Annotated in this window: 19 protein-coding genes; 8 read left to right on the top strand and 11 right to left on the bottom strand. The window is 72.0% G+C overall.

The features are described from left to right. Positions 1-100: 100 nt before the first annotated feature. A complete protein-coding gene (locus tag D0D28_RS15650; RefSeq protein ID WP_094007966.1) occupies positions 101-397 on the bottom strand; it encodes a MoaD/ThiS family protein in 297 nt (98 codons plus the stop codon). After that, complete coding sequence (locus D0D28_RS15655; protein ID WP_094007967.1) at positions 394-1,509, bottom strand: WD40/YVTN/BNR-like repeat-containing protein; 1,116 nt, start codon at positions 1,507-1,509, stop codon at positions 394-396. Before D0D28_RS15655 ends, D0D28_RS15650 begins: the two co-directional genes overlap by 4 nt. Before the next feature lie 127 nt (positions 1,510-1,636). On the opposite strand from D0D28_RS15655, the gene D0D28_RS15660 reads away from it, so the two are divergent. Next, entirely contained in the window at positions 1,637-1,927 is a 291-nt protein-coding gene (locus D0D28_RS15660) for a 4a-hydroxytetrahydrobiopterin dehydratase (protein ID WP_094007968.1), read from the top strand. A 226-nt stretch (positions 1,928-2,153) separates the two neighbouring features. Here D0D28_RS15660 and D0D28_RS15665 read toward each other — a convergent pair whose 3' ends face one another. Together D0D28_RS15665 and D0D28_RS15670 are read right to left on the bottom strand one after the other, a co-directional pair. Beyond that, positions 2,154-2,981, bottom strand: coding sequence for an SDR family oxidoreductase (locus tag D0D28_RS15665; protein ID WP_116111045.1), 828 nt, complete (start codon positions 2,979-2,981; stop codon positions 2,154-2,156). A gap of 29 nt (positions 2,982-3,010) precedes the next feature. Next, complete coding sequence (locus D0D28_RS15670) at positions 3,011-4,168, bottom strand: S1C family serine protease (protein ID WP_240323222.1); 1,158 nt, start codon at positions 4,166-4,168, stop codon at positions 3,011-3,013. Positions 4,169-4,288: 120 nt separating this feature from the next. Between D0D28_RS15670 and D0D28_RS15675 the strand changes: the two genes are divergently transcribed. The 5 genes from D0D28_RS15675 to D0D28_RS15695 all read left to right on the top strand — a co-directional run bounded on the left by D0D28_RS15675 (position 4,289) and on the right by D0D28_RS15695 (position 7,190). After that, positions 4,289-4,720, top strand: a complete 432-nt coding sequence (locus tag D0D28_RS15675; RefSeq protein ID WP_240323223.1) for a hypothetical protein — start codon at positions 4,289-4,291, stop codon at positions 4,718-4,720. Beyond that, positions 4,717-5,949, top strand: coding sequence for an NRAMP family divalent metal transporter (locus D0D28_RS15680; RefSeq protein WP_116111047.1), 1,233 nt, complete (start codon positions 4,717-4,719; stop codon positions 5,947-5,949). The genes D0D28_RS15675 and D0D28_RS15680 overlap by 4 nt, the downstream gene beginning before the upstream one ends. Continuing rightward, complete coding sequence (locus tag D0D28_RS15685; protein WP_116111048.1) at positions 5,946-6,338, top strand: PRC-barrel domain-containing protein; 393 nt, start codon at positions 5,946-5,948, stop codon at positions 6,336-6,338. The genes D0D28_RS15680 and D0D28_RS15685 overlap by 4 nt, the downstream gene beginning before the upstream one ends. Further along, complete coding sequence (locus D0D28_RS15690) at positions 6,328-6,606, top strand: PRC-barrel domain-containing protein (RefSeq protein ID WP_116111049.1); 279 nt, start codon at positions 6,328-6,330, stop codon at positions 6,604-6,606. The genes D0D28_RS15685 and D0D28_RS15690 overlap by 11 nt, the downstream gene beginning before the upstream one ends. 95 nt (positions 6,607-6,701) lie before the next feature. Further along, entirely contained in the window at positions 6,702-7,190 is a 489-nt protein-coding gene (locus D0D28_RS15695) for an AMIN-like domain-containing (lipo)protein (protein WP_094007975.1), read from the top strand. 38 nt (positions 7,191-7,228) lie between these two features. Here the strand turns inward: D0D28_RS15695 and D0D28_RS15700 are convergent, their stop codons facing one another. The 7 genes from D0D28_RS15700 to D0D28_RS15730 form a co-directional block, all read right to left on the bottom strand. After that, on the bottom strand, positions 7,229-8,458 hold the full coding sequence (locus D0D28_RS15700) for a styrene monooxygenase/indole monooxygenase family protein (RefSeq protein WP_116111050.1): 1,230 nt from the start codon (positions 8,456-8,458) through the stop codon (positions 7,229-7,231). Further along, positions 8,451-9,065 carry a GTP-binding protein gene (locus D0D28_RS15705; protein WP_094007977.1) on the bottom strand — a complete coding sequence of 205 codons (615 nt, stop codon included), beginning with the start codon at positions 9,063-9,065 and terminating at the stop codon, positions 8,451-8,453. Before D0D28_RS15705 ends, D0D28_RS15700 begins: the two co-directional genes overlap by 8 nt. After that, positions 9,040-9,420, bottom strand: coding sequence for a DUF742 domain-containing protein (locus D0D28_RS15710; protein WP_020422162.1), 381 nt, complete (start codon positions 9,418-9,420; stop codon positions 9,040-9,042). Before D0D28_RS15710 ends, D0D28_RS15705 begins: the two co-directional genes overlap by 26 nt. A 26-nt stretch (positions 9,421-9,446) precedes the next feature. Further along, a complete protein-coding gene (locus D0D28_RS15715) occupies positions 9,447-9,878 on the bottom strand; it encodes a roadblock/LC7 domain-containing protein (RefSeq protein WP_116111051.1) in 432 nt (143 codons plus the stop codon). After that, positions 9,875-11,074: a sensor histidine kinase gene (locus D0D28_RS15720; RefSeq protein ID WP_116111052.1), complete on the bottom strand. Its 1,200-nt coding sequence runs from the start codon at positions 11,072-11,074 to the stop codon at positions 9,875-9,877. The genes D0D28_RS15715 and D0D28_RS15720 overlap by 4 nt, the downstream gene beginning before the upstream one ends. A 202-nt stretch (positions 11,075-11,276) precedes the next feature. Continuing rightward, entirely contained in the window at positions 11,277-12,023 is a 747-nt protein-coding gene (locus D0D28_RS15725) for an MSCRAMM family protein (RefSeq protein ID WP_116111053.1), read from the bottom strand. Beyond that, positions 12,020-14,554 (bottom strand): MFS transporter, encoded by a 2,535-nt coding sequence (locus D0D28_RS15730; protein WP_116111054.1) that lies wholly within the window; start codon positions 14,552-14,554, stop codon positions 12,020-12,022. Before D0D28_RS15730 ends, D0D28_RS15725 begins: the two co-directional genes overlap by 4 nt. Before the next feature lie 186 nt (positions 14,555-14,740). Here D0D28_RS15730 and D0D28_RS15735 point away from each other — a divergent pair, with 186 nt between their 5' ends. After that, a complete protein-coding gene (locus D0D28_RS15735) occupies positions 14,741-15,604 on the top strand; it encodes an amidohydrolase family protein (RefSeq protein WP_116111055.1) in 864 nt (287 codons plus the stop codon). 9 nt (positions 15,605-15,613) lie between these two features. Next, positions 15,614-17,140, top strand: coding sequence for an AMP-binding protein (locus D0D28_RS15740; RefSeq protein WP_116111056.1), 1,527 nt, complete (start codon positions 15,614-15,616; stop codon positions 17,138-17,140). The last annotated feature ends 3 nt before the right edge of the window (positions 17,141-17,143 follow it).

Genomic DNA, 17,143 nt, shown 5'->3' on the forward strand with positions numbered 1-17,143 from the left:
GGCGGTGGCCCGTGGCGGCGCGCGTTGCCTCCTCCGGAGGAGGCTCCGCCCGCGCGGCGAGGGCCCCGGTGGCCGGGTGTGTGCCCCAGCCACCTAGAAATCAACCCCCGGCCATCGCGCCCATCACCAGGAACGGTTCGGTTCCCGCGACCACCGGTGCGGGCAGCGGGGCGTCCGGCTCCTCGTGCGACAGGTCCTGCTCGCAGGCGAAGAACCGGACGAACGCCCGCCGCTTGCCGGTGCCGTGCTCGCGGATCGTGCCGCGCAGCATCGGGTACCGCTCCTCGAGCGCGTCCAGCACCGCGCGCTGGGTGACGGTGCCGTCCAGGTCGAGCTCGACCTCGCCGTCGATGTGGGCGATCGTGCGCAGGTGCGCGGGCAGGTGAACGCGGATCATGGCAGCGTCTGGACCTCCACCGAGAGGACCGCGGGCAGGTCACGCACGATCGGCGCCCAGGTGTCCCCGGAGTCGGCCGACGCGTAGACCTGGCCGCCGGTCGTGCCGAAGTAGATCCCGCACGACTCCAGCGAATCCACGGCCATCGCGTCGCGCAGCACGTTCACGTAGCAGTTCTCCTGCGGCAGCCCCGCGGTCAGCGGCTCCCACTCGTTGCCGCCGCCGCGGCTGCGGTACACGCGCAGCCGCCCGTCCGGCGGGAAGTGGTGCTCGTCGCTCTTGATCGGCACCACGTACACCGTGTCCGGCTCGTGGGCGTGCACGTCGATGACGAACCCGAAGTCCGTCGGCAGGTCCCCGCTGATCTCGTACCAGTTGTCGCCGCCGTCGTCGCTGCGCATCACGTCCCAGTGCTTCTGCATGAACAGCACGTCCGGGCGCTGCGGGTGGCGCGCGATGTGGTGCACGCAGTGCCCGACCTCGGCGTCCGGATCGGGGATCTGGCCCGACTGCAGGCCGTGGTTGATCGCCTGCCAGGTCTTGCCGCCGTCCTCGGTGCGGAACGCCCCGGCCGCGGAGATGGCGATGACCAGGCGGTTGGCGTCACGCGGGTCCTGGATGATCGTGTGCAGGCACAGCCCGCCCGCGCCCGGCTGCCAGTTCGGGCCGGAGCCGTGCCCGCGCAGGCCCGGCAGCTCCTGCCAGGTCGCGCCCGCGTCGTTCGAGCGGAACAGCGCCGCGTCCTCGACCCCGGCGTAGATCAGGTCCGGATCGGTCAGCGACGGTTCGAGGTGCCACACGCGCGCGAACTCCCACGGGTGCGGGGTGCCGTCGTACCACTGGTGGGTGCCCGGGACGCCCTCGTAGGCGAACTCGTTGCCCACCGGCCGCCACGTCTTCCCGCCGTCGTCGGAGCGCTGGATCAGCTGGCCGAACCAGCTGGTGGACTGCGCGGCGAAGATCCGGTCCGGGTCGGCGGGGGAGCCCTTGACGTGGTAGATCTCCCAGCCCGGGAAGTGCGGTCCGCTGACCTCCCAGTCGGCGCGCCGTTCGTCGGATGTCAGGACGAACGCACCCTTGCGTGTGCCGACCAGCACGCGAACCCCGCTCATCGCCGCTCCTTCCCACGTGTGTGGTTAGACCGTAGGGAGCGGCGGGGCGCCGCGTCTTCTCCAATCTTGCGGTTTGCGGGCGGGGCCCCGGGTACCCGCCCGGGAAGCGCATCGGAAGGAGCAGGCCATGCCGCAGGCGCTGTCGGACACCGAAATCGCCCGTGCCCTGGGCGGGCTCGCGAACTGGCGCGGCAACGCCGGCCGCCTGTCGCGCACCGTGCGGCTGCCGGAGCAGGCGCACGGCACGCTGATCGGCCGCGTGCAGCGGGACGCCGCGGAGCTGGCCGACCACGCCCAGTTCGAGCGCCGCCGCGGCGAGCTGACGTTCACGGTCACCACGGGTTTCCCCGGACGGGTGACCGAGCCGGACCTGTGGCTGGCACGCCGCATCGAAGCGCTGCTGACCGAACTGACCTGACGCGCGAGTCCCACGCTCCCGCGCGCGAGTCCCACGTTCGTGCGCGCGAGATCCACGTTCGTGGCCGGGGCCCTGAACGCGGCGGCCCGGGCGGGGCCACCGAATGCGGAACTCGCGGGCCTGAATGCGGGACTCGCGGGCCTGAATGCGGGACTCGCGGGCCTGAATGCGGGACTCGCGGGCCTGAATGCGGGACTCGCCGGCCTGAGTGTGGGACTCGCGGGCGTCAGATCTTGCGCCAGCTGTTGTCGCCGAGGCCGGAGGCGCCCTGCGGGCCCATCAGCAGCATCCCGCCGTCCACCACGTACGACGAGCCGGTCACGTAGCCGGCCGCGGGGGTGGTCAGGAACGCCACCACGGCGGCGACCTCCTCCGCGTGCCCGGTCCGCCCCAGCGGCACCCCGGGGCGCTCCTGGTCGTGCGGGTTCACGTCGGTCTGGCCGGTCATCGGCGTGGAGATCTCGCCCGGCGCCACCGAGTTCACCGTGATCCCGTGCTCGGCCAGCTCCAGCGCCAGCACCTTGGTCAGCATGCCCATCCCGGCCTTCGCCGCGCAGTAGGGCGCCGCGCCGACCTTCGGGGCGTGCTCGTGCACGCTGGTGATGTTGACGATCCGCCCGCCGGTGCCGGCGTCGATCATCCGCCGCGCCGCCCGCTGCGCGCACAGGAACGCGCCGTCCAGGTCGACGCTGAGCACGTGCCGCCAGGTGTCGAAGTCCATGTCCATGACCCGCTGACCGGTGCCCGTGCCGGCGCAGTTGACCAGCACGTCGACACCGCCGAGCACGTCGGCCAGCTCGTCGATCGCGGCGGCCGCGGTGGGCAGGTCGGCCAGGTCGAGCCGCCGCACCTCGGCGCGGGCCCCGGCCTCGCGCACCTGCTCGGCGGTCGCGTTCGCGCCGTCCTCGTCACGGTGCCAGGTGATGCCGACGTCCACGCCGCCACCACCGAGCGCGACGGCGATCGCGCGCCCGATGCCGGAGTCGGACCCGGTCACGATCGCGGTCCGCGGCCGTCCGGCCTGCTCTGCGGGAAGGGGAGCTGTGTGCGTCATACCCGACCAGCTACCCGCCGCCCCGGTGCTTAACCCACCGGCCCCTCGACCAGCGCGGCGGTCGCGCCGTGCTGCTGCCCGGCCTGGTCCAGCCAGGTGACCGTGACGTGGTCGCCCGGGTGCAGCGTGTCCATCACCGCGGTCAGCTCGGTCGCCGAGCCCACCGCGCGGCCGTCCAGGCCGGTGATGACGTCCCCGGCCCGCAGGCCCACGTTGTCCGCCGGGCCGCCGGAGACCACCTGCCGCACCAGCGCACCCGAGCCGCCCGCGTCGCTCACCGACACCCCGAGGAACGCCGACGGTCCGATGTGGATGGTGTCGGAACCCTGCCCGGCCGCGATCTGCCGGGCCAGCGTCAGCGCGTCGTCGATCGGGATGGCGAACCCGCTCACCCCGGCGGTGCGCCCGCTCTGCCCGAACTGGTAACCGGTCGAGGCCGCCGTGTTCATCCCGATCACCTTGCCGTCGGCATCGGCCAGCGCGCCGCCGGAATCGCCCGACTGGATGTTCGCGTCCACCTGGATGAGGCCGGTCAGCTGCTCGCTGCTGCCCGTCGACTCGTCCGTCGCGGTGATCGACTGGTTCAGCGCGGTCACCTTCCCGGGTGAGACGCTCGGTTCGCCGCCGTCGCCGCCCGCGTTGCCGAGCCCGACCACCGGATCACCCACGGACACCGCCGAGGAGTCGCCCGTGGTGACGGTGCCCAGCCCGGAGGCGTTCCGCAGCCGCAGCAGCGCCACGTCCCGTGACCGGCTGTACCCCATGACCTCGGCGCGGTAGGTGCGTCCGGTGTCCACGTCGGTCACCTTGATGCTGGTGGCGCCCGCGACCACGTGGTTGTTCGTCAGGACCTGGCCGTCCCCGGTGAGCACCATCCCGGTGCCTGCCGCCTGCTGCCCGGAGTAGCCCAGCGTGGCGTAGACGTCGACCAGCCCGGGCTCGACCTTCTCCGCGACCCCGGCCACGTCCAGGGTGGAGCTGCTGGTCTGCTCCCCGCGCAGGCCGCGCTCCAGCGGCGACGAGGTGCTGCCCGGCGACAGGGACCCGCGGCCCAGGTCCCACGCCACGAAACCCAGCGCGAGCAGCACCACCAGGCCCAGCACGCTCAGCAGCGTGCCCAGCCCCCGCTTCCGGCGCGGCGGTGGTGGCGGCGCCCAGGGGTCGTAGTGCGGTGGGTAGTAGGTCATGACTGCCCCTCCTCCGCCGTCCAGTGAACCCCTCATCCCTGAGATTCGCCTGCGGCCGGACCGTGAAACACCTGAGAGGCCCTCCCGTTTGCCCAGTTGACCTTGGGGTACGCCGGCCTGATGCGGAGGACGGTCTTCGCGGGCCTCGCGCTCGCGGTCACGCTCACCGCCTGTTCCGGCTCAGCAGCGAGCTTTGCGGACAGCGCGGTGGTCCGCGCGCAGGAGGGCCTCTCCGCCGTCGGCACCCTGCACCAGATCATCGTGGCCCACACCGAAGGCCGCCTGTTCCCCACGTTCGCCACCGCCGCCGTGGACGACACGCTCGCCACCGCCACCAAGGCGCTCGACGAGCTCGACAGCCAGCCGCCCACCAGCCCCGAGACCCAGCGGCTCTACGACGAGCTGCACCCGCGCCTGCAGGACGCCGTCGCCCGCGCCACCGAGGCCCAGGAAGCGCTGGAGGCGGGCGACACCGGACGGATCGCCGACGCCGACGCCGAGCTGGTGCGCGTCAGCGACGAGCTGACCGCGTTCGTGGAGAGCCACGGATGAAGAAGGTCATCGCCGTCACCCTGGGCGTCCTCACCGCCATCGGCGGGTTCGTCGACATCGGCGACCTGGTCGCCAACGCCCAGTCCGGCGCCCGCTTCGGCATGCGGCAGGCGTGGATCGTGGTCGTCGGCGTCCTCGGCATCTGCGTGTTCGCCGAGATGGCCGGCCGGGTCGCCGCGGTCAGCGGCCGCGCGGTGTTCGACCTGGTCCGCGAGCGCCTCGGCCCGCGCGCCGCGATGACCAACCTCGCCGGGTCCTACCTGGTCACGCTGCTGACCCTGACCGCGGAGATCGGCGGCATCGCGCTCACCATCCAGCTCGCCAGCGGCCTGCCGCACGTGCTGTGGGTGCCGCTGGCCGCGTTCGCCGTGTGGATCGTGCTGTGGCGCGTGAAGTTCTCGGTGATGGAACAGGTCTTCGGTGTGCTCGGGCTGGCGCTGGTGGTGTTCGTGGTCGCGTTGATCGCGCTCGACCCGCCGTGGGGCACCTTCGCCCAGCAGCTCACCCACGCCGGCCCGCCGCAGGGGGAGAACTGGGGCACCTGGGGCTATCTCGCGGTGTCGCTGTTCGCCTCGGCGCTCACCCCCTACGAGGTGTTCTTCTTCTCCTCCGGTGGCGTGGAGGAGAAGTGGACGACGAAGGACCTGTCCACCGAGCGCAGCAACACCTTCGTCGGCTTCCCGCTCGGCGGGCTGCTCGGCCTGGCGATCATGGGTTGCGCCGCGACGGTGTTCTTCCCCGCCGGCGTCCAGGTCGACCAGCTCAGCCAGACCGCGCTGCCGGTCGCGCTCCCGCTGGGCAAGCTGGGCCTGGTCGTGGTGATGATCGGGTTCTTCGCGGCCACCTTCGGCGCCGCGCTGGAGACCGGGCTGTCCACCGGGTACTCGATCGCGCAGTACTTCGGCTGGCAGTGGGGCAAGCTGGTGAAACCGCGTGAGGCGGCCCGCTTCCACACCGTGATGCTGATCAGCGTCCTGCTGGGCACCGCCGCGCTGCTGACCACGATCGACCCGGTGCAGATCACCGAGTTGTCGCTGCTGTTCAGCGCGGTGGTGCTGCCGCTGACCTACCTGCCGATCCTGGTCGTCGCCAACGACCGGGACTACCTCGGCGACCACGCCAACGGGCGGGTGCAGAACTTCCTCGGCGTGACCTTCCTGATCATCATCGTGATCGCCGCGGCCGCCGCGATCCCGCTCATGATCATCACCGGGATGGGGCAGTCGTGATCCTCGGACGGCCGGACCCGCTGCGCGTCGAGTTCCACCTGCTGGACCGCCAGATCGTCGACGTCGACGGCCACCCCGTCGGCAAGGTCGACGACGTCGAGCTGGCCCGCAACCCCGACGGCACCTACCGGATCACCGCGCTGCTGGTCGGGCAGCACGTGCTGGGGGAGCGGATCGGCGGCCTCCTCGGGAAGGTGCTGTGCACGCTGGCCGCCCGGCTCGGGGGCGGGCGGGCCGAGCCGCTGCGGATCACCTACGACCACGTCAAACAGGTCAGCAGCGACGTGACCCTGTCGCTGCGGGCCGAGGTGCTGGAGGTGCCGCCGCTGGAGAAGTGGTTGCGGGACAAGCTGATCGCGCGGATCCCGGGGTCCGGTCATGGCGGATGAGGTGGTGCGGGCGAGTCGGCTGCTGGGGCGGCGGGTCTACGACGTCCGGGGCCGTCCGCTGGGGAAGGTGACCGACCTGATCACCCGGCTCGACCCGCTCGGCCGGGAGCGGACGGTGGCGGTGCTGGTGACGCCCCGGCGGCGGGGCCGGTTGCTCGGGTACGAGCGGACCAGCCAGCGCGGCCCGGTGCTGCTGGCGTGGCTGGCGAAGGTCCTGCACCGGGGAACGCGGGAGATCCCGTGGTCGCAGGTCCGCTGGACCCGCTGACGAACGGGACGAAAGCGACGCAACCTCCGGCCCGCCGGCGCGTCTGGAGAGGACCAGCGCTGGGATTCCCTCTCTCTCCCGGCAGGAGGTCACCGATGACCCTCACCCCACGGCGCCTGCTCGCAGCCTGCGCCGCCACTCTGTTCGCGATTTCGGGCGCCGTCGTCGCCGCGGCGCCGGCCGGCGCCCAACCGGGTGTCGCCACCATGACGAGCATCCGCACCGGCCTCAACACCGGTTTCGACCGGATCGTGCTGGACATGACCGGCCCGCCGCCCCAGGTCACCCACCGGTGGACCGACGAGCTGCGTGCCGACGGTTCCGGGGAGATCGTGTGGCTCACCGGCGAGCACTTCCTCGCCGTCACCACCACCCCGGCCCGCGCGCACGACGACAACGGCAACCGCACCTACCCCGGGCCGGACAAGTTCCGCACCCGCAACCTCCGCAACGTCATGGCCGTGGCCGTGACCGGGGACTACGAGGGGTACGTGTCGATCGGCCTGGGTACCCGGAACCAGTCCTGGGTGCGGGTGTTCACGCTGACCGCACCGACCCGCGTCGTCATCGACGTCGGTCACTGAGAACCGGGCCGGGCGGCCGCACCGCGCGCCGCCCGGGCTCACACCGAAGCCAGGTACTCCTCGGTCTTGGCCGGGTCCAGCAGCCAGTGCTGGAAGTCGGCCGGGTTGTTGAAGCCGTTCACGAACCGCTTCGCCACCGCCGGGTTCGTCTGCGCCGTGCCGAGGATCTGCTGCACGTGCGGCGGTGGCGGCTGCAGCATCGCGTTGGTGAACGTGGTGACCCACTGGGCGTGCTCCCAGTACCGGTCGAACGCCCGCTGCATCCAGTCCCGGTCGAACGGCCGGTCCTCGTTCTCCAGGATGCTGCCCAGGTACGACTCGGCGCACTTGGCCGCGTTGTTCGCGCCCTGGCCGGTGATCGGGTCGTTGGCCACCACCACGTCGGCCATGCCGAGCACGAACGCGCCGGAGGGCAGCTCGCCCACCGGGTGCCGCACCACCGGCGCGTACCCGCCGACCAGCACGGCCTTGCCGTCGGTCAGCTCCGCGTCCTTGGCCCGCTCGTACTCCCACGGGATGTACTGCCGGAACAGCTCCAGGTGCCGCCGCAGCTGCTCCTGGGCAGGCGGCCGGTCGGCGAACGCGTCGAACGGCCCGCCCGGGACACCGGACACGTAGAAGATGTCGCACGGCCCGGACAGCGTGTAGCCCGGGATGTTGATCAGCTCGCCGACGCCGGGGATGATGTTCATCCACACGTCGGTGGTGCCCGGGCGTTCCGGCCGCGACCGCTGACCGTGCACATAGGACACCGACAGCCTCCGCTGCGGCTTGGTGTAGGGCGATCGCGACGGGTCGCGGTCGAACAGCTGCACCAGCTCGCCCTTGCCGGCCGCGACGATCACCAGATCGTAGAGGTGGGCCAGGCCGTTGAGGTCGGCCGTGGTGACGCCGTGGATGACGACGTTGCCGCCGCGCTCCTCGAACAGCTCCAGCCACGCCGACATCTTGACCCGCTGGTCGATCGACTGCGCCGGGCCGCCGTCCCACGACGCGATCCAGTTCAGCGCCCGCTGCCCGTCCGGGCCGGCCATGGAAAACCCTTGTCCCGCAACGCGGGGCGCAACGTCGTCCCACAGGTTCAGCCCGTGCTTGCGCTCGATCGCGAGCGCGTCGGCGAACATGCACTGGGTCGAGGTGACCCAGCCGCCGCGGATCTCGTCCGGCGTGCGCGCCGACATCACGGTGACGTCGTAGCCGTGCTCCTGCAGGCTCAGCGCGAGCTGCAGGCCCGACTGCCCAGAACCGACGATCAGGATCTTACGCATGGGCGCGGATCCGGCCCCCCTCCGAGACTTCGGCCAGTGACAGCGTGTAGGACACCAGTTCCTGCAGGGTTTCCAGCACCGACGCCTTGTCCCGCGCGTCGCAGGTGACCAGCGGGACGTCCGGGCTCAGCGCCAGCGCTTCCCGGACCTCGCCCACGTCGTGCGCGAGCTGCCCGTCGAACCGGTTGATGGCGACGATGAACGGCAGGTCCGAGTCGTTCTCGAAGTAGTTGATCGCGGCGAACGACTGGTCCAGCCGCCGGGTGTCGACCAGCACGATGGCGCCGAGCGCGCCACGCGAGAGGTCGTCCCACAGGAACCAGAACCGGGCCTGTCCCGGCGTGCCGAACAGGTACAGCATCAGGTCGTCGTACAGCGAGATCCGGCCGAAGTCCATCGCGACCGTGGTGGTGGTCTTGCCGCCGTCCGGCGGCAGGTCGTCCACGCCCTCGCTCGCCTCGGTCATCCACGCCTCGGTGTTCAGCGGGGGCACCTCGGACACGGACCCGACCAGCGTCGTCTTGCCCACGCCGAACCCGCCCGCGACGACGATCTTCGCCGAGATCGTCAGCGCGCCCGGATCAGACGGGGAGCTGCTTGAGTCCATTGAGGATCCTCTCGAGCATGTTCCGGTCGTGGGAGTAGGCGTGGGCGGTCGGGTGGATGAACACCGCCCCCTGCGCGGCCAGGTCGCTGACCAGCACCCGCACCACCCCCAGCGGGATGGTCAGCAGCGAGGACAGCTCGGCGATCGAGACCTGGGAGCGGGCTCGCTCGTAGAGGGCCCGCGACTCCGGCATGAGCTTCTCCGCCAGCGCCGGGTCGTACTGCGGCACCGAGATCAGCGTCTCGACCAGCAGCTGGTGGCGGGCCCGGGTGCGGCCGCCGGTCAGCGTGTACGGGCGGATCCGCTTGCTGCGCGGCTTGACCGCCCGCTCGTCCGGCCCGGTGTCCTGGGACATCGCGAATCACATCCTGTCGGGAGCGCTCAGGCCTGGGGCCGGCGGCCGGTGAGCACGCGGCGCAGGTCCGCGCGCGTCTCGGGGGTCAGCGCGTGGCCGGCGCTGGAGACGAACTGCGTCATCTCGTACGCGACGACCTTCATGTCGCAGTCGGAGGTGGTCAGCACGGCCAGTCCGGCGTGGGCGTCGATGCCCATGAACAGGAAGTACCCGTGGGTGAGCCGGATGATGATCTGCTCGCAGGTGCCCTTGTCGAACAGCGCCGCGCTGTTGCGCGCCAGGCTGAGCAGGCCGCTGGAGATCGCGGCGAGCTGCTCGCGCTCCTCGGTCGACATGTCGTCGGAGGCGGTGAGCGGGAAGCCGTCCGAGGACATGATCAACGCGTGCGACACGCCGTGGACCTTGCGGACGAAGTCGTTGATCAGCCAGGTGAAGTCCTGGCCGGTGTCGGCGGTCACTGCTGCTGCTCCCCGGATTCGTCGGTGCCCTGCTTCTCCCGCGCCTCGCGCTCGCCGTCGGTGAAGGCGCCGAGGTCGGCGAGCAGTTTCTCGTGCCCGGCCGCCTGGTCCTCGGCGGGGGCGGGTTCGGCCGCGGCGGGTGCCTGGCCCTGGGGGTTCTTGAGGCTGTGCGAGACCCGGCGGGGCAGGCCGCTGGCGGTGGTGCCGCCGACCATCGAGCCGGGCTGGGGACGGCGCGCGGGCGCGGGCTTCGGCGGCGCCGGTTCCCGCTTCGGCAGCCCGGAGCGCGGGCGGGCCGGCGCTTCCGCCGCCGCGGCGCCACGCGCGGCCTGCGGGAACACCACCATCTGGGTGCCCGACCAGCTGGCCTCGGGCAGGTCGGCGACGAGTCCGGCGGGCAGCAGCACCGTGGCCGTGGTGCCGTGCGGGACGCGGCGGTCGAGCCGGGTGCGCAGGTCGTGGCGGGCGGACAGCCGCCGCACCACCGCCAGGCCCATGTGCCGCACCGCGGAGTCGTCCAGCACCGGCTCGCCGGAGAGGCGGTCGTTGAGCTCCCGCAGCCGGTCCGGCGGCAGGCCGATGCCCTCGTCCTCGATGCGCAGCAGCACGCTGCCCTGCTCGGTCAGGTGCGCGCTGACCCGCACCGGGGTGTTGGGCGGCGAGGACTTCGTCGCGTTGTCCAGCAGCTCGGCGAGCAGCCGGCTGAGGTCCTCGCTCGCGAACCCGACCACGCCCAGCGACACGATCCGGCCGAGGGTGACCCGGGCGTACTGGTCGATCGACGACATCGCGCCGCGCACCACGTCGACCAGCGAGGTGGTCTCGGCCGCGGTGTCGCTGGCGTCACGGCCGGCCAGCACGCGCAGGTTCTCGGCGTTGCGGCGCAGCCGGGTGGCCAGGTGGTCGAGCCGGTACAGCTCGCCGAGCCGGTCGGTGTCCTCCTCCTTGGCCTCCATCTCCTCCAGCTGCGAGAGCAGGGAGTCGACCAGGTTGAGGTCGCGCAGCGCGACGTTCGCGCAGAGCGCGGCCAGTGCTTCCTCGTTGACCCGTTCGCCCTCCGCCCGGGCCGGGGACCGCACGATCACCGGCGGCGGCGGTTGCGCGGGTGGCGGACCGAAGAGCTGCGAGGCCGCTTCCTTCGAGCGGTCCAGCAGCGCGCGTGAGCGGTTGAGCAGTTCTCGAGCCCGCGTCGCCATGTCGTCCTAACTGCCTGGGTTCGTCACGTGCCGGGGCCCCAACCGTCGCGGGGACACCTTTCCCCGCGTGTGGCCGAACCCGCGCCGGTGCACGCTATGCAACCATTGCGACCCCGGCCGTGTCCACCACTCTCCGCGATCTTGACGCACCGTGCCCGGGTGATCAACGGATGGTGTTTTGCCTTGCGCGGCACGGAAACGCTCAGGTGAGCCGGACGTCCAGCCGCGCGGGCCCGCCGCCCACGTGCGTCGCCTGCCGGACCGGCGCGTAACTGGTAGCGACGACGGTGTAGGTCCCGGGTTCGAGGTCGTGGAAGGCGTAGCGCCCGTCCTCGCCCGCGTACGTGCTCCGCGTGACGTTGCCCGCTTCGTCGAGCAGGCTCACCGTGATCCGCGGCCACGGGCGCGGCAGGTCGCCCACGGTGACCGAGCCGCGGATCACCGCCGCCTCGGCCAGTTCGACGTCCTGCCGCACGGACGCGTCGGTCATGGGCACCGCGACCGCCACCGGCCGGTACCCCGGGGCGTTCACGGCGAGCGTGTACGCCCCGGCGGGCAGCGCGCCGAAGGAGTATTCGCCACCCTGCCCGGACAGGTAGGAGCCGACGACCTCGCCGCGCGCGTCGGCCAGCGTCACCGTCGCGTCCGCGACCGGCACGCCGGTGGTGGCCGAGCGCACCACGCCGCCGAGTCCGGTCGCGCTCTCCAGCACGAGGTCCGGACCGGCCGCGGTGCCGCCGACGGTCACGGTGGCCGCCTCCGGCCGGTACGCCGGCGCCGACGCGATCAGGACGTGGACGCCCCGGCCGGGCGCGGGCAGCCGGTAGCCGCCGTAGCGGCCGGTGGTGCCGCGCGCGATCTGCTGCCCGCTGGAGTCGACGAGCGTGACCACGGCACCCGGCACCGGGATCCCCGCCACGTCGCGCACCCGCCCGGTCACCTCGGTCATGAGCGCGCCTGCTCGGGACGGCCGGCGCGCAGGTCGGCGTCGACGGTCGCGGTTTCGCCGCCGCCCAGGTCGACCTGCCGCACCACGGGTTCGAACAGGCTGGTCACCACGGTGTAGTCGCCGGGCGCCAGGCCGGCCACCAGGTAGTCGCCGTGCTCGTCGGTCACCGCGGTCGCGGCGAGTTCCCCGGCGGCGGTGCTGACGGTGACGCGGGCGCCGGGCACCGGGCGCTCGTCCGGCCCGGTGACCGTGCCGCGCAGCGTGCCGGCGGCCTGGACCAGCAGGTCCGCCACGGCGGGTTCGGTGCCGGACACCGCGACGGTGGCGGCGGCCGGGCGGTGGCCGTCCAGGTGGGCGGTCACCGTGATCTCCCCGGCGGGCAGGCCGGCGAGCTGGAAGGTGCCGTCGGCGCGGGTGCGGGTCCGCGCGAGCACCTGGCCGTCGCCGTCCGTGGCGACCACCGCGGTGTCCCCGGCGCCGGAGCCGCCGGGGGAGCGGCGCACGATGCCGGTCACGGTCCCGCCGCCGGACACCACGAAGTCCCGCACCGCGCCCGAGCCGTTGAGCGTGACCGCGGCGGCCTCCGGCTGGAAACCGGGTGCGGTGACGATGAGCGTGTAGGTGCCCGGGCGCAGGCCGGGCACCGCGTAGCCGCCGTCCGCGCCGGCCCGGGTGCGGGCGGCCTGCCTGCCGTCGGCGCCGGTCACGGTCACCACCCCGCCGGCGAGCGCGGTGCCCCCGGCCGTGCGGAGCCGACCGGCGATCCGTCCCGGGCCCGCGGTCACGGCGTCGTGCTCGCTCACGTCGACGATCTCGCCCGCGGCGGCGGCCAGTTCGGAGCCCGCGGTCTCGTGCGGCTGCCCGGGCGCGGCCCGGCGCGAGGGCCCGGTGAACCAGGACGCGAGCGCGGCGATCACCGAGGCGATGATCGCGAACCAGAACGCGGCGGTGAGACCGTCGGCGAACGGGCCGGAGATCAGCTGCGGGAAGAAGCTGCGCCCGGTCAGGTAGGCGGCCTGGTCCGGCGGCAGGGTGTGCAGCACGCCGCCGAGGAGCTGTTCGATCGGGTTGTAGCCGAGGAACGCGGCGAACAGCACCCCGACCGGCGGCAGCGACGCGATCTGGTTCGCGTCCGCGGCCGGCACGCCGTGAGCGGTCAGGCCCTGCGCCATCGCGGTCGGCAGGTGGTCGGCCAGTCCGGCGATCATCAGGCTGAAGAAGAAGCCGATGGACAGCACCATCGCCGAGTTCTGGAAGGTCGCGGTCATGCCCGCGCCGGCGCCGCGGGCGTTGTTCGGCAGGCTGTTCATCACCTCGGCCCGGTTGGGCGAGGTGAACAGGCCCATGCCGAGTCCGTTGAGGAGCAGGATGGCGGCGAAGGCCCAGTAGCCGAAATCGACGGGCAGGACTTCCAGCAGGACGAAGCTGACCGCGGTGATCAGCATGCCGCCGGTGGACAGGAACCGGCCGCCGATCCGGTCGGAGATGACGCCGGAAACCGGTGCGGAGACCAGGAATCCGATGGTCAGCGGCAGCATGTAGATGCCGGCCCACAGCGGGGTCTGCTCGAAGCTGTAACCGTGCTGCGGCAGCCAGATGCCCTGCAGCCAGATGATCAGCACGAACTGCAGGCCGCCGCGGCCGAGCGAGGCGAGCAGGTTCGCCAGGTTGCCGAAGGTGAACGCGCGGATCGTGAACAGCCCGAGGTTGAACAGCGGGTTCGCGACCTTGGTCTCGATCACGCAGAAGACGACGAGCACGGCGGCGCCGCCGATGAGGCAGGACAACACGAACGGGCTCGTCCAGCCCATCGTGTGGCCGCCGTAGGGCTGGATACCGTAGGTGATACCGACCAGCACGGCGATGAGGCCGGCCGCGAAGGTCAGGTTGCCCCACCAGTCCATCTTCGCGCGGTGGCGCTCGCTGGTGTCCTTGAGCTTGAGGTAGGCCCAGATCGTGCCGAACACGCCGAACGGGACGGACACGAGGAAGACCAGCCGCCACTCGACCGGGCCGAGCAGGCCGCCGATCACCAGGCCGAGGAAGGAACCCGCGATCGCGGCGACGCCGTTGATGCCCAGCGCCAGGCCGCGCTGGCGCTGGGGGAAGGCGTCGGTGAGGATCGCGCTGGAGTTCGCCATCAGGAACGCGCCGCCGATGCCCTGGACGATGCGCCAGGCGATCATCCAGATCGCCGCCGCGTCCCCGGTCGTCCAGGTGATCGCCAGGAAGACGGACGACACGGCGAAGACGGCGAACCCCAGGTTGTACATCCGGACGCGGCCGTACATGTCGCCCAGCCGCCCGAACCCGACCACCAGCACCGCGGTGACGACGAGGAAGCCCATCATCATCCACAGCAGGTAGCTGGTGTTCGACGGCTCCAGCGGGTTGATGCCGATGCCGCGGAAGATGTCCGGCAGCGCGATGAGCACGATCGAGGAGTTGATCGTGGCCATCAGCATGCCCAGCGTGGTGTTGGACAGCGCGATCCACTTGTAGCGGGGACCGAGCGCAGGGTGCACTTCCATCACTCCCACCAGCGAAAATTAGTTGACCTATGCTAACTGGTTTCGCCGTGCGGGTGATGCGGCTCGCGCGTGATCCGGCTCGCAGGAATCTGGCGCATTTCCGGAGAATGTGCATCCAAGCGGACACTTCCGGCGAGCAGAAGCGGCGTTGACAGCGCCGCACGAGTATCAGTAGACCTGATAACCATGGATCTCAGTCAGCTCGAGGCGATCGACGTGCACGTCCACGTCGAGACCGACGACCACGGGCACCTGTCCCTGCCCGACGACTTCGTCGAGGCGTCCTCGGCCTACTTCGGCGCCGGCGCCCGGCGGCCGACCATCGACGAGATCGCCGCCTACTACCGCGAACGCCGCATCGGCGCGGTGCTGTTCACCGTCGACATCGAGGCGTTCACCGGGCACCCCGCGCTGTCCAACGAGGAGATCGCCGAGGCGGCGGCCAGGCACCCGGACGTGCTCATCCCGTTCGCCAGCATCGATCCCGCCAAGGGCCGGGCCGGCGCGCGGCAGCTGGAGCGGCTGATCGCCGATCACCGGGTGCGCGGCCTGAAGTTCCACCCGAGCCTGCAGAACTTCGCGCCCAACGACCGCAGCGCCTACCCGCTGCTGGAGATCGCGCAGGAGCACGGCCTGCCCGCGCTGTTCCACACCGGGCAGACCGGCATCGGCGCGAACATGCGCGGCGGCGGGGGAGTGCGCCTGGGCCTGTCCAACCCGATGCTGCTCGACGACGTGGCGATCGACTTCCCGGACCTGACGATCATCATGGCCCACCCGTCGTTCCCGTGGCAGGACGAGGCGCTCGCGGTGGCCACGCACAAACCGAACGTCCACATCGACCTGTCCGGCTGGTCGCCCAAGTACTTCCCGCCGCAGCTGGTCCGCTACGCCAACAGCCTGCTGCAGGACAAGGTGCTGTTCGGCTCGGACTACCCGCTCATCACGCCGGACCGGTGGATGGCCGACTTCGCGCGCCTGGACATCAAGGACCACGTGCGCCCGAAGATCCTCAAGGACAACGCCGTCCGCGTGCTCGGCCTGGGTTAGGAGCCGGAGATGATCCACCGCAGCCCGCTCCCGGACGTCGAGATCCCGGACGTCACGCTCACCGAGTACGTGATCGGCGGCGCGGCCCGCTTCGGCGACGCGACCGCGCTCGTCGACGGCCGCACCGGCGAAACCCTGACGTACGCCGGATTGCGTGCGGCGGTGACGGCCGGGGCGGCGGGCCTCGCCGCGCACGGCGTCGGGCCCGGTGACGTCGTCGCGCTGATGAGCCACAACCAGCCGTCGTTCGTGGTCGCCCTGCACGCGGCGATCGCGGCCGGGGCGGCGGTCACCCCGGTCAACCCGGCGCTGACCCCCGGGGAGATCGCCAAGCAGCTGCGGCTGTCCGGGGCGCGGGTGGTGATCGCGGCGGAACCGGTGGCGGACAAGGCACTCGAGGTGGCCGGCGAGGTGTTCGTGCTGGGCGAGCGCCCGCGTGCCCGGTCGTTCACGTCGCTGTTCACCGACGTGCTCGCCGCGCGGCTCGGCCTGGACCCGGCCACGACGGTCGCGGTGCTGCCGTTCTCCAGCGGCACCACCGGGATCCCCAAGGGGGTGCGGCTGACGCACCGCAACCTGGTCGCGAACCTGGCGCAGACGCGCGCCGGGTGGCGGATCGGGCCGGACGACGTGCAGGCCGCGGTGCTGCCGTTCTTCCACATCTACGGCTTCACGATCATCCTCAACTCGGGCCTGCTCGGCGGGGCGAAGGTGGTGACGCTGCCGCGGTTCGAGCTGGACGAGTACCTGCGGACGCTGGCGCGGCACCGGGTCACGCGCGCCTACTTCGCGCCGCCGATGGTGCTGGCGCTGGCGACCGCGCCGCACGTCGAGGACCACGACCTGTCCAGCCTGCGGTTCGCGCTGTGCGGGGCGGCGCCGCTGGACGTGGCGGTGACCGAGCGCGCGCAGCGGCGGCTGGGCTGCCTGATCCGGCAGGGCTACGGCATGACCGAGGCCAGTCCCGGCACGCACCAGGTGTTCGACGAGGATTTCGAGCGGACGCCGCCGGGCAGCGTGGGGCGGCTGTCGCCGAACACGCAGGCGCGGATCGTGGTGCCGGGGACGGATGACGACGTCGCCCCGGGCGAGACCGGCGAGCTGCTGATCCGCGGCCCGCAGGTGATGGACGGCTACCTGGACGACCCGGACGCCACGGCGGCGACGATCACCGGCGGCTGGCTGCACACCGGTGACCTGGTGCGCGTCGACGAAGACGGCGTGTTCTGGATCGTGGACCGGCTCAAGGAGCTGATCAAGTACAAGGGCTACCAGGTCGCGCCCGCCGAGCTGGAAGCGGTGCTGCTGACCCACCCGGCCGTGCTGGACGCCGCGGTGGTCGGCGTGCCGCACCCCGAGGGCGGCGAGGCACCGAAGGCGTTCGTGGTCACCGCGGAGCCCGTCGGCGGTGACGAGCTGATGGCGTTCGTGGCCGGGCGGGTCGCGCCGTACAAGAAGGTGCGCGAGGTCGAGTTCGTCGAGCGGATCCCCAAGTCCCCGACGGGCAAGATCCTCCGGCGGCTGCTCCGGACCTGACTC

It is taken from the genome of Amycolatopsis ruanii (assembly GCF_003385175.1).
GTDB lineage: Bacteria > Actinomycetota > Actinomycetes > Mycobacteriales > Pseudonocardiaceae > Amycolatopsis_E > Amycolatopsis_E thermalba.

Bases quoted from the DNA above. Each gene is read 5' to 3' on its own strand.
- D0D28_RS15650 (WP_094007966.1), bottom strand. From the start codon at position 397: ATGATCCGCGTTCACCTGCCCGCGCACCTGCGCACGATCGCCCACATC.
- D0D28_RS15660 (WP_094007968.1), top strand. From the start codon at position 1,637: ATGCCGCAGGCGCTGTCGGACACCGAAATCGCCCGTGCCCTGGGCGGG.
- D0D28_RS15720 (WP_116111052.1), bottom strand. From the start codon at position 11,074: ATGGCGACGCGGGCTCGAGAACTGCTCAACCGCTCACGCGCGCTGCTG.
- D0D28_RS15730 (WP_116111054.1), bottom strand. From the start codon at position 14,554: ATGGAAGTGCACCCTGCGCTCGGTCCCCGCTACAAGTGGATCGCGCTG.
- D0D28_RS15700 (WP_116111050.1), bottom strand. From the start codon at position 8,458: ATGCGTAAGATCCTGATCGTCGGTTCTGGGCAGTCGGGCCTGCAGCTC.
- D0D28_RS15705 (WP_094007977.1), bottom strand. From the start codon at position 9,065: ATGGACTCAAGCAGCTCCCCGTCTGATCCGGGCGCGCTGACGATCTCG.
- D0D28_RS15680 (WP_116111047.1), top strand. From the start codon at position 4,717: ATGAAGAAGGTCATCGCCGTCACCCTGGGCGTCCTCACCGCCATCGGC.
- D0D28_RS15665 (WP_116111045.1), bottom strand. From the start codon at position 2,981: ATGACGCACACAGCTCCCCTTCCCGCAGAGCAGGCCGGACGGCCGCGG.
- D0D28_RS15725 (WP_116111053.1), bottom strand. From the start codon at position 12,023: ATGACCGAGGTGACCGGGCGGGTGCGCGACGTGGCGGGGATCCCGGTG.
- D0D28_RS15710 (WP_020422162.1), bottom strand. From the start codon at position 9,420: ATGTCCCAGGACACCGGGCCGGACGAGCGGGCGGTCAAGCCGCGCAGC.
- D0D28_RS15670 (WP_240323222.1), bottom strand. From the start codon at position 4,168: ATGACCTACTACCCACCGCACTACGACCCCTGGGCGCCGCCACCACCG.
- D0D28_RS15655 (WP_094007967.1), bottom strand. From the start codon at position 1,509: ATGAGCGGGGTTCGCGTGCTGGTCGGCACACGCAAGGGTGCGTTCGTC.
- D0D28_RS15690 (WP_116111049.1), top strand. From the start codon at position 6,328: ATGGCGGATGAGGTGGTGCGGGCGAGTCGGCTGCTGGGGCGGCGGGTC.
- D0D28_RS15735 (WP_116111055.1), top strand. From the start codon at position 14,741: ATGGATCTCAGTCAGCTCGAGGCGATCGACGTGCACGTCCACGTCGAG.
- D0D28_RS15740 (WP_116111056.1), top strand. From the start codon at position 15,614: ATGATCCACCGCAGCCCGCTCCCGGACGTCGAGATCCCGGACGTCACG.
- D0D28_RS15675 (WP_240323223.1), top strand. From the start codon at position 4,289: ATGCGGAGGACGGTCTTCGCGGGCCTCGCGCTCGCGGTCACGCTCACC.
- D0D28_RS15695 (WP_094007975.1), top strand. From the start codon at position 6,702: ATGACCCTCACCCCACGGCGCCTGCTCGCAGCCTGCGCCGCCACTCTG.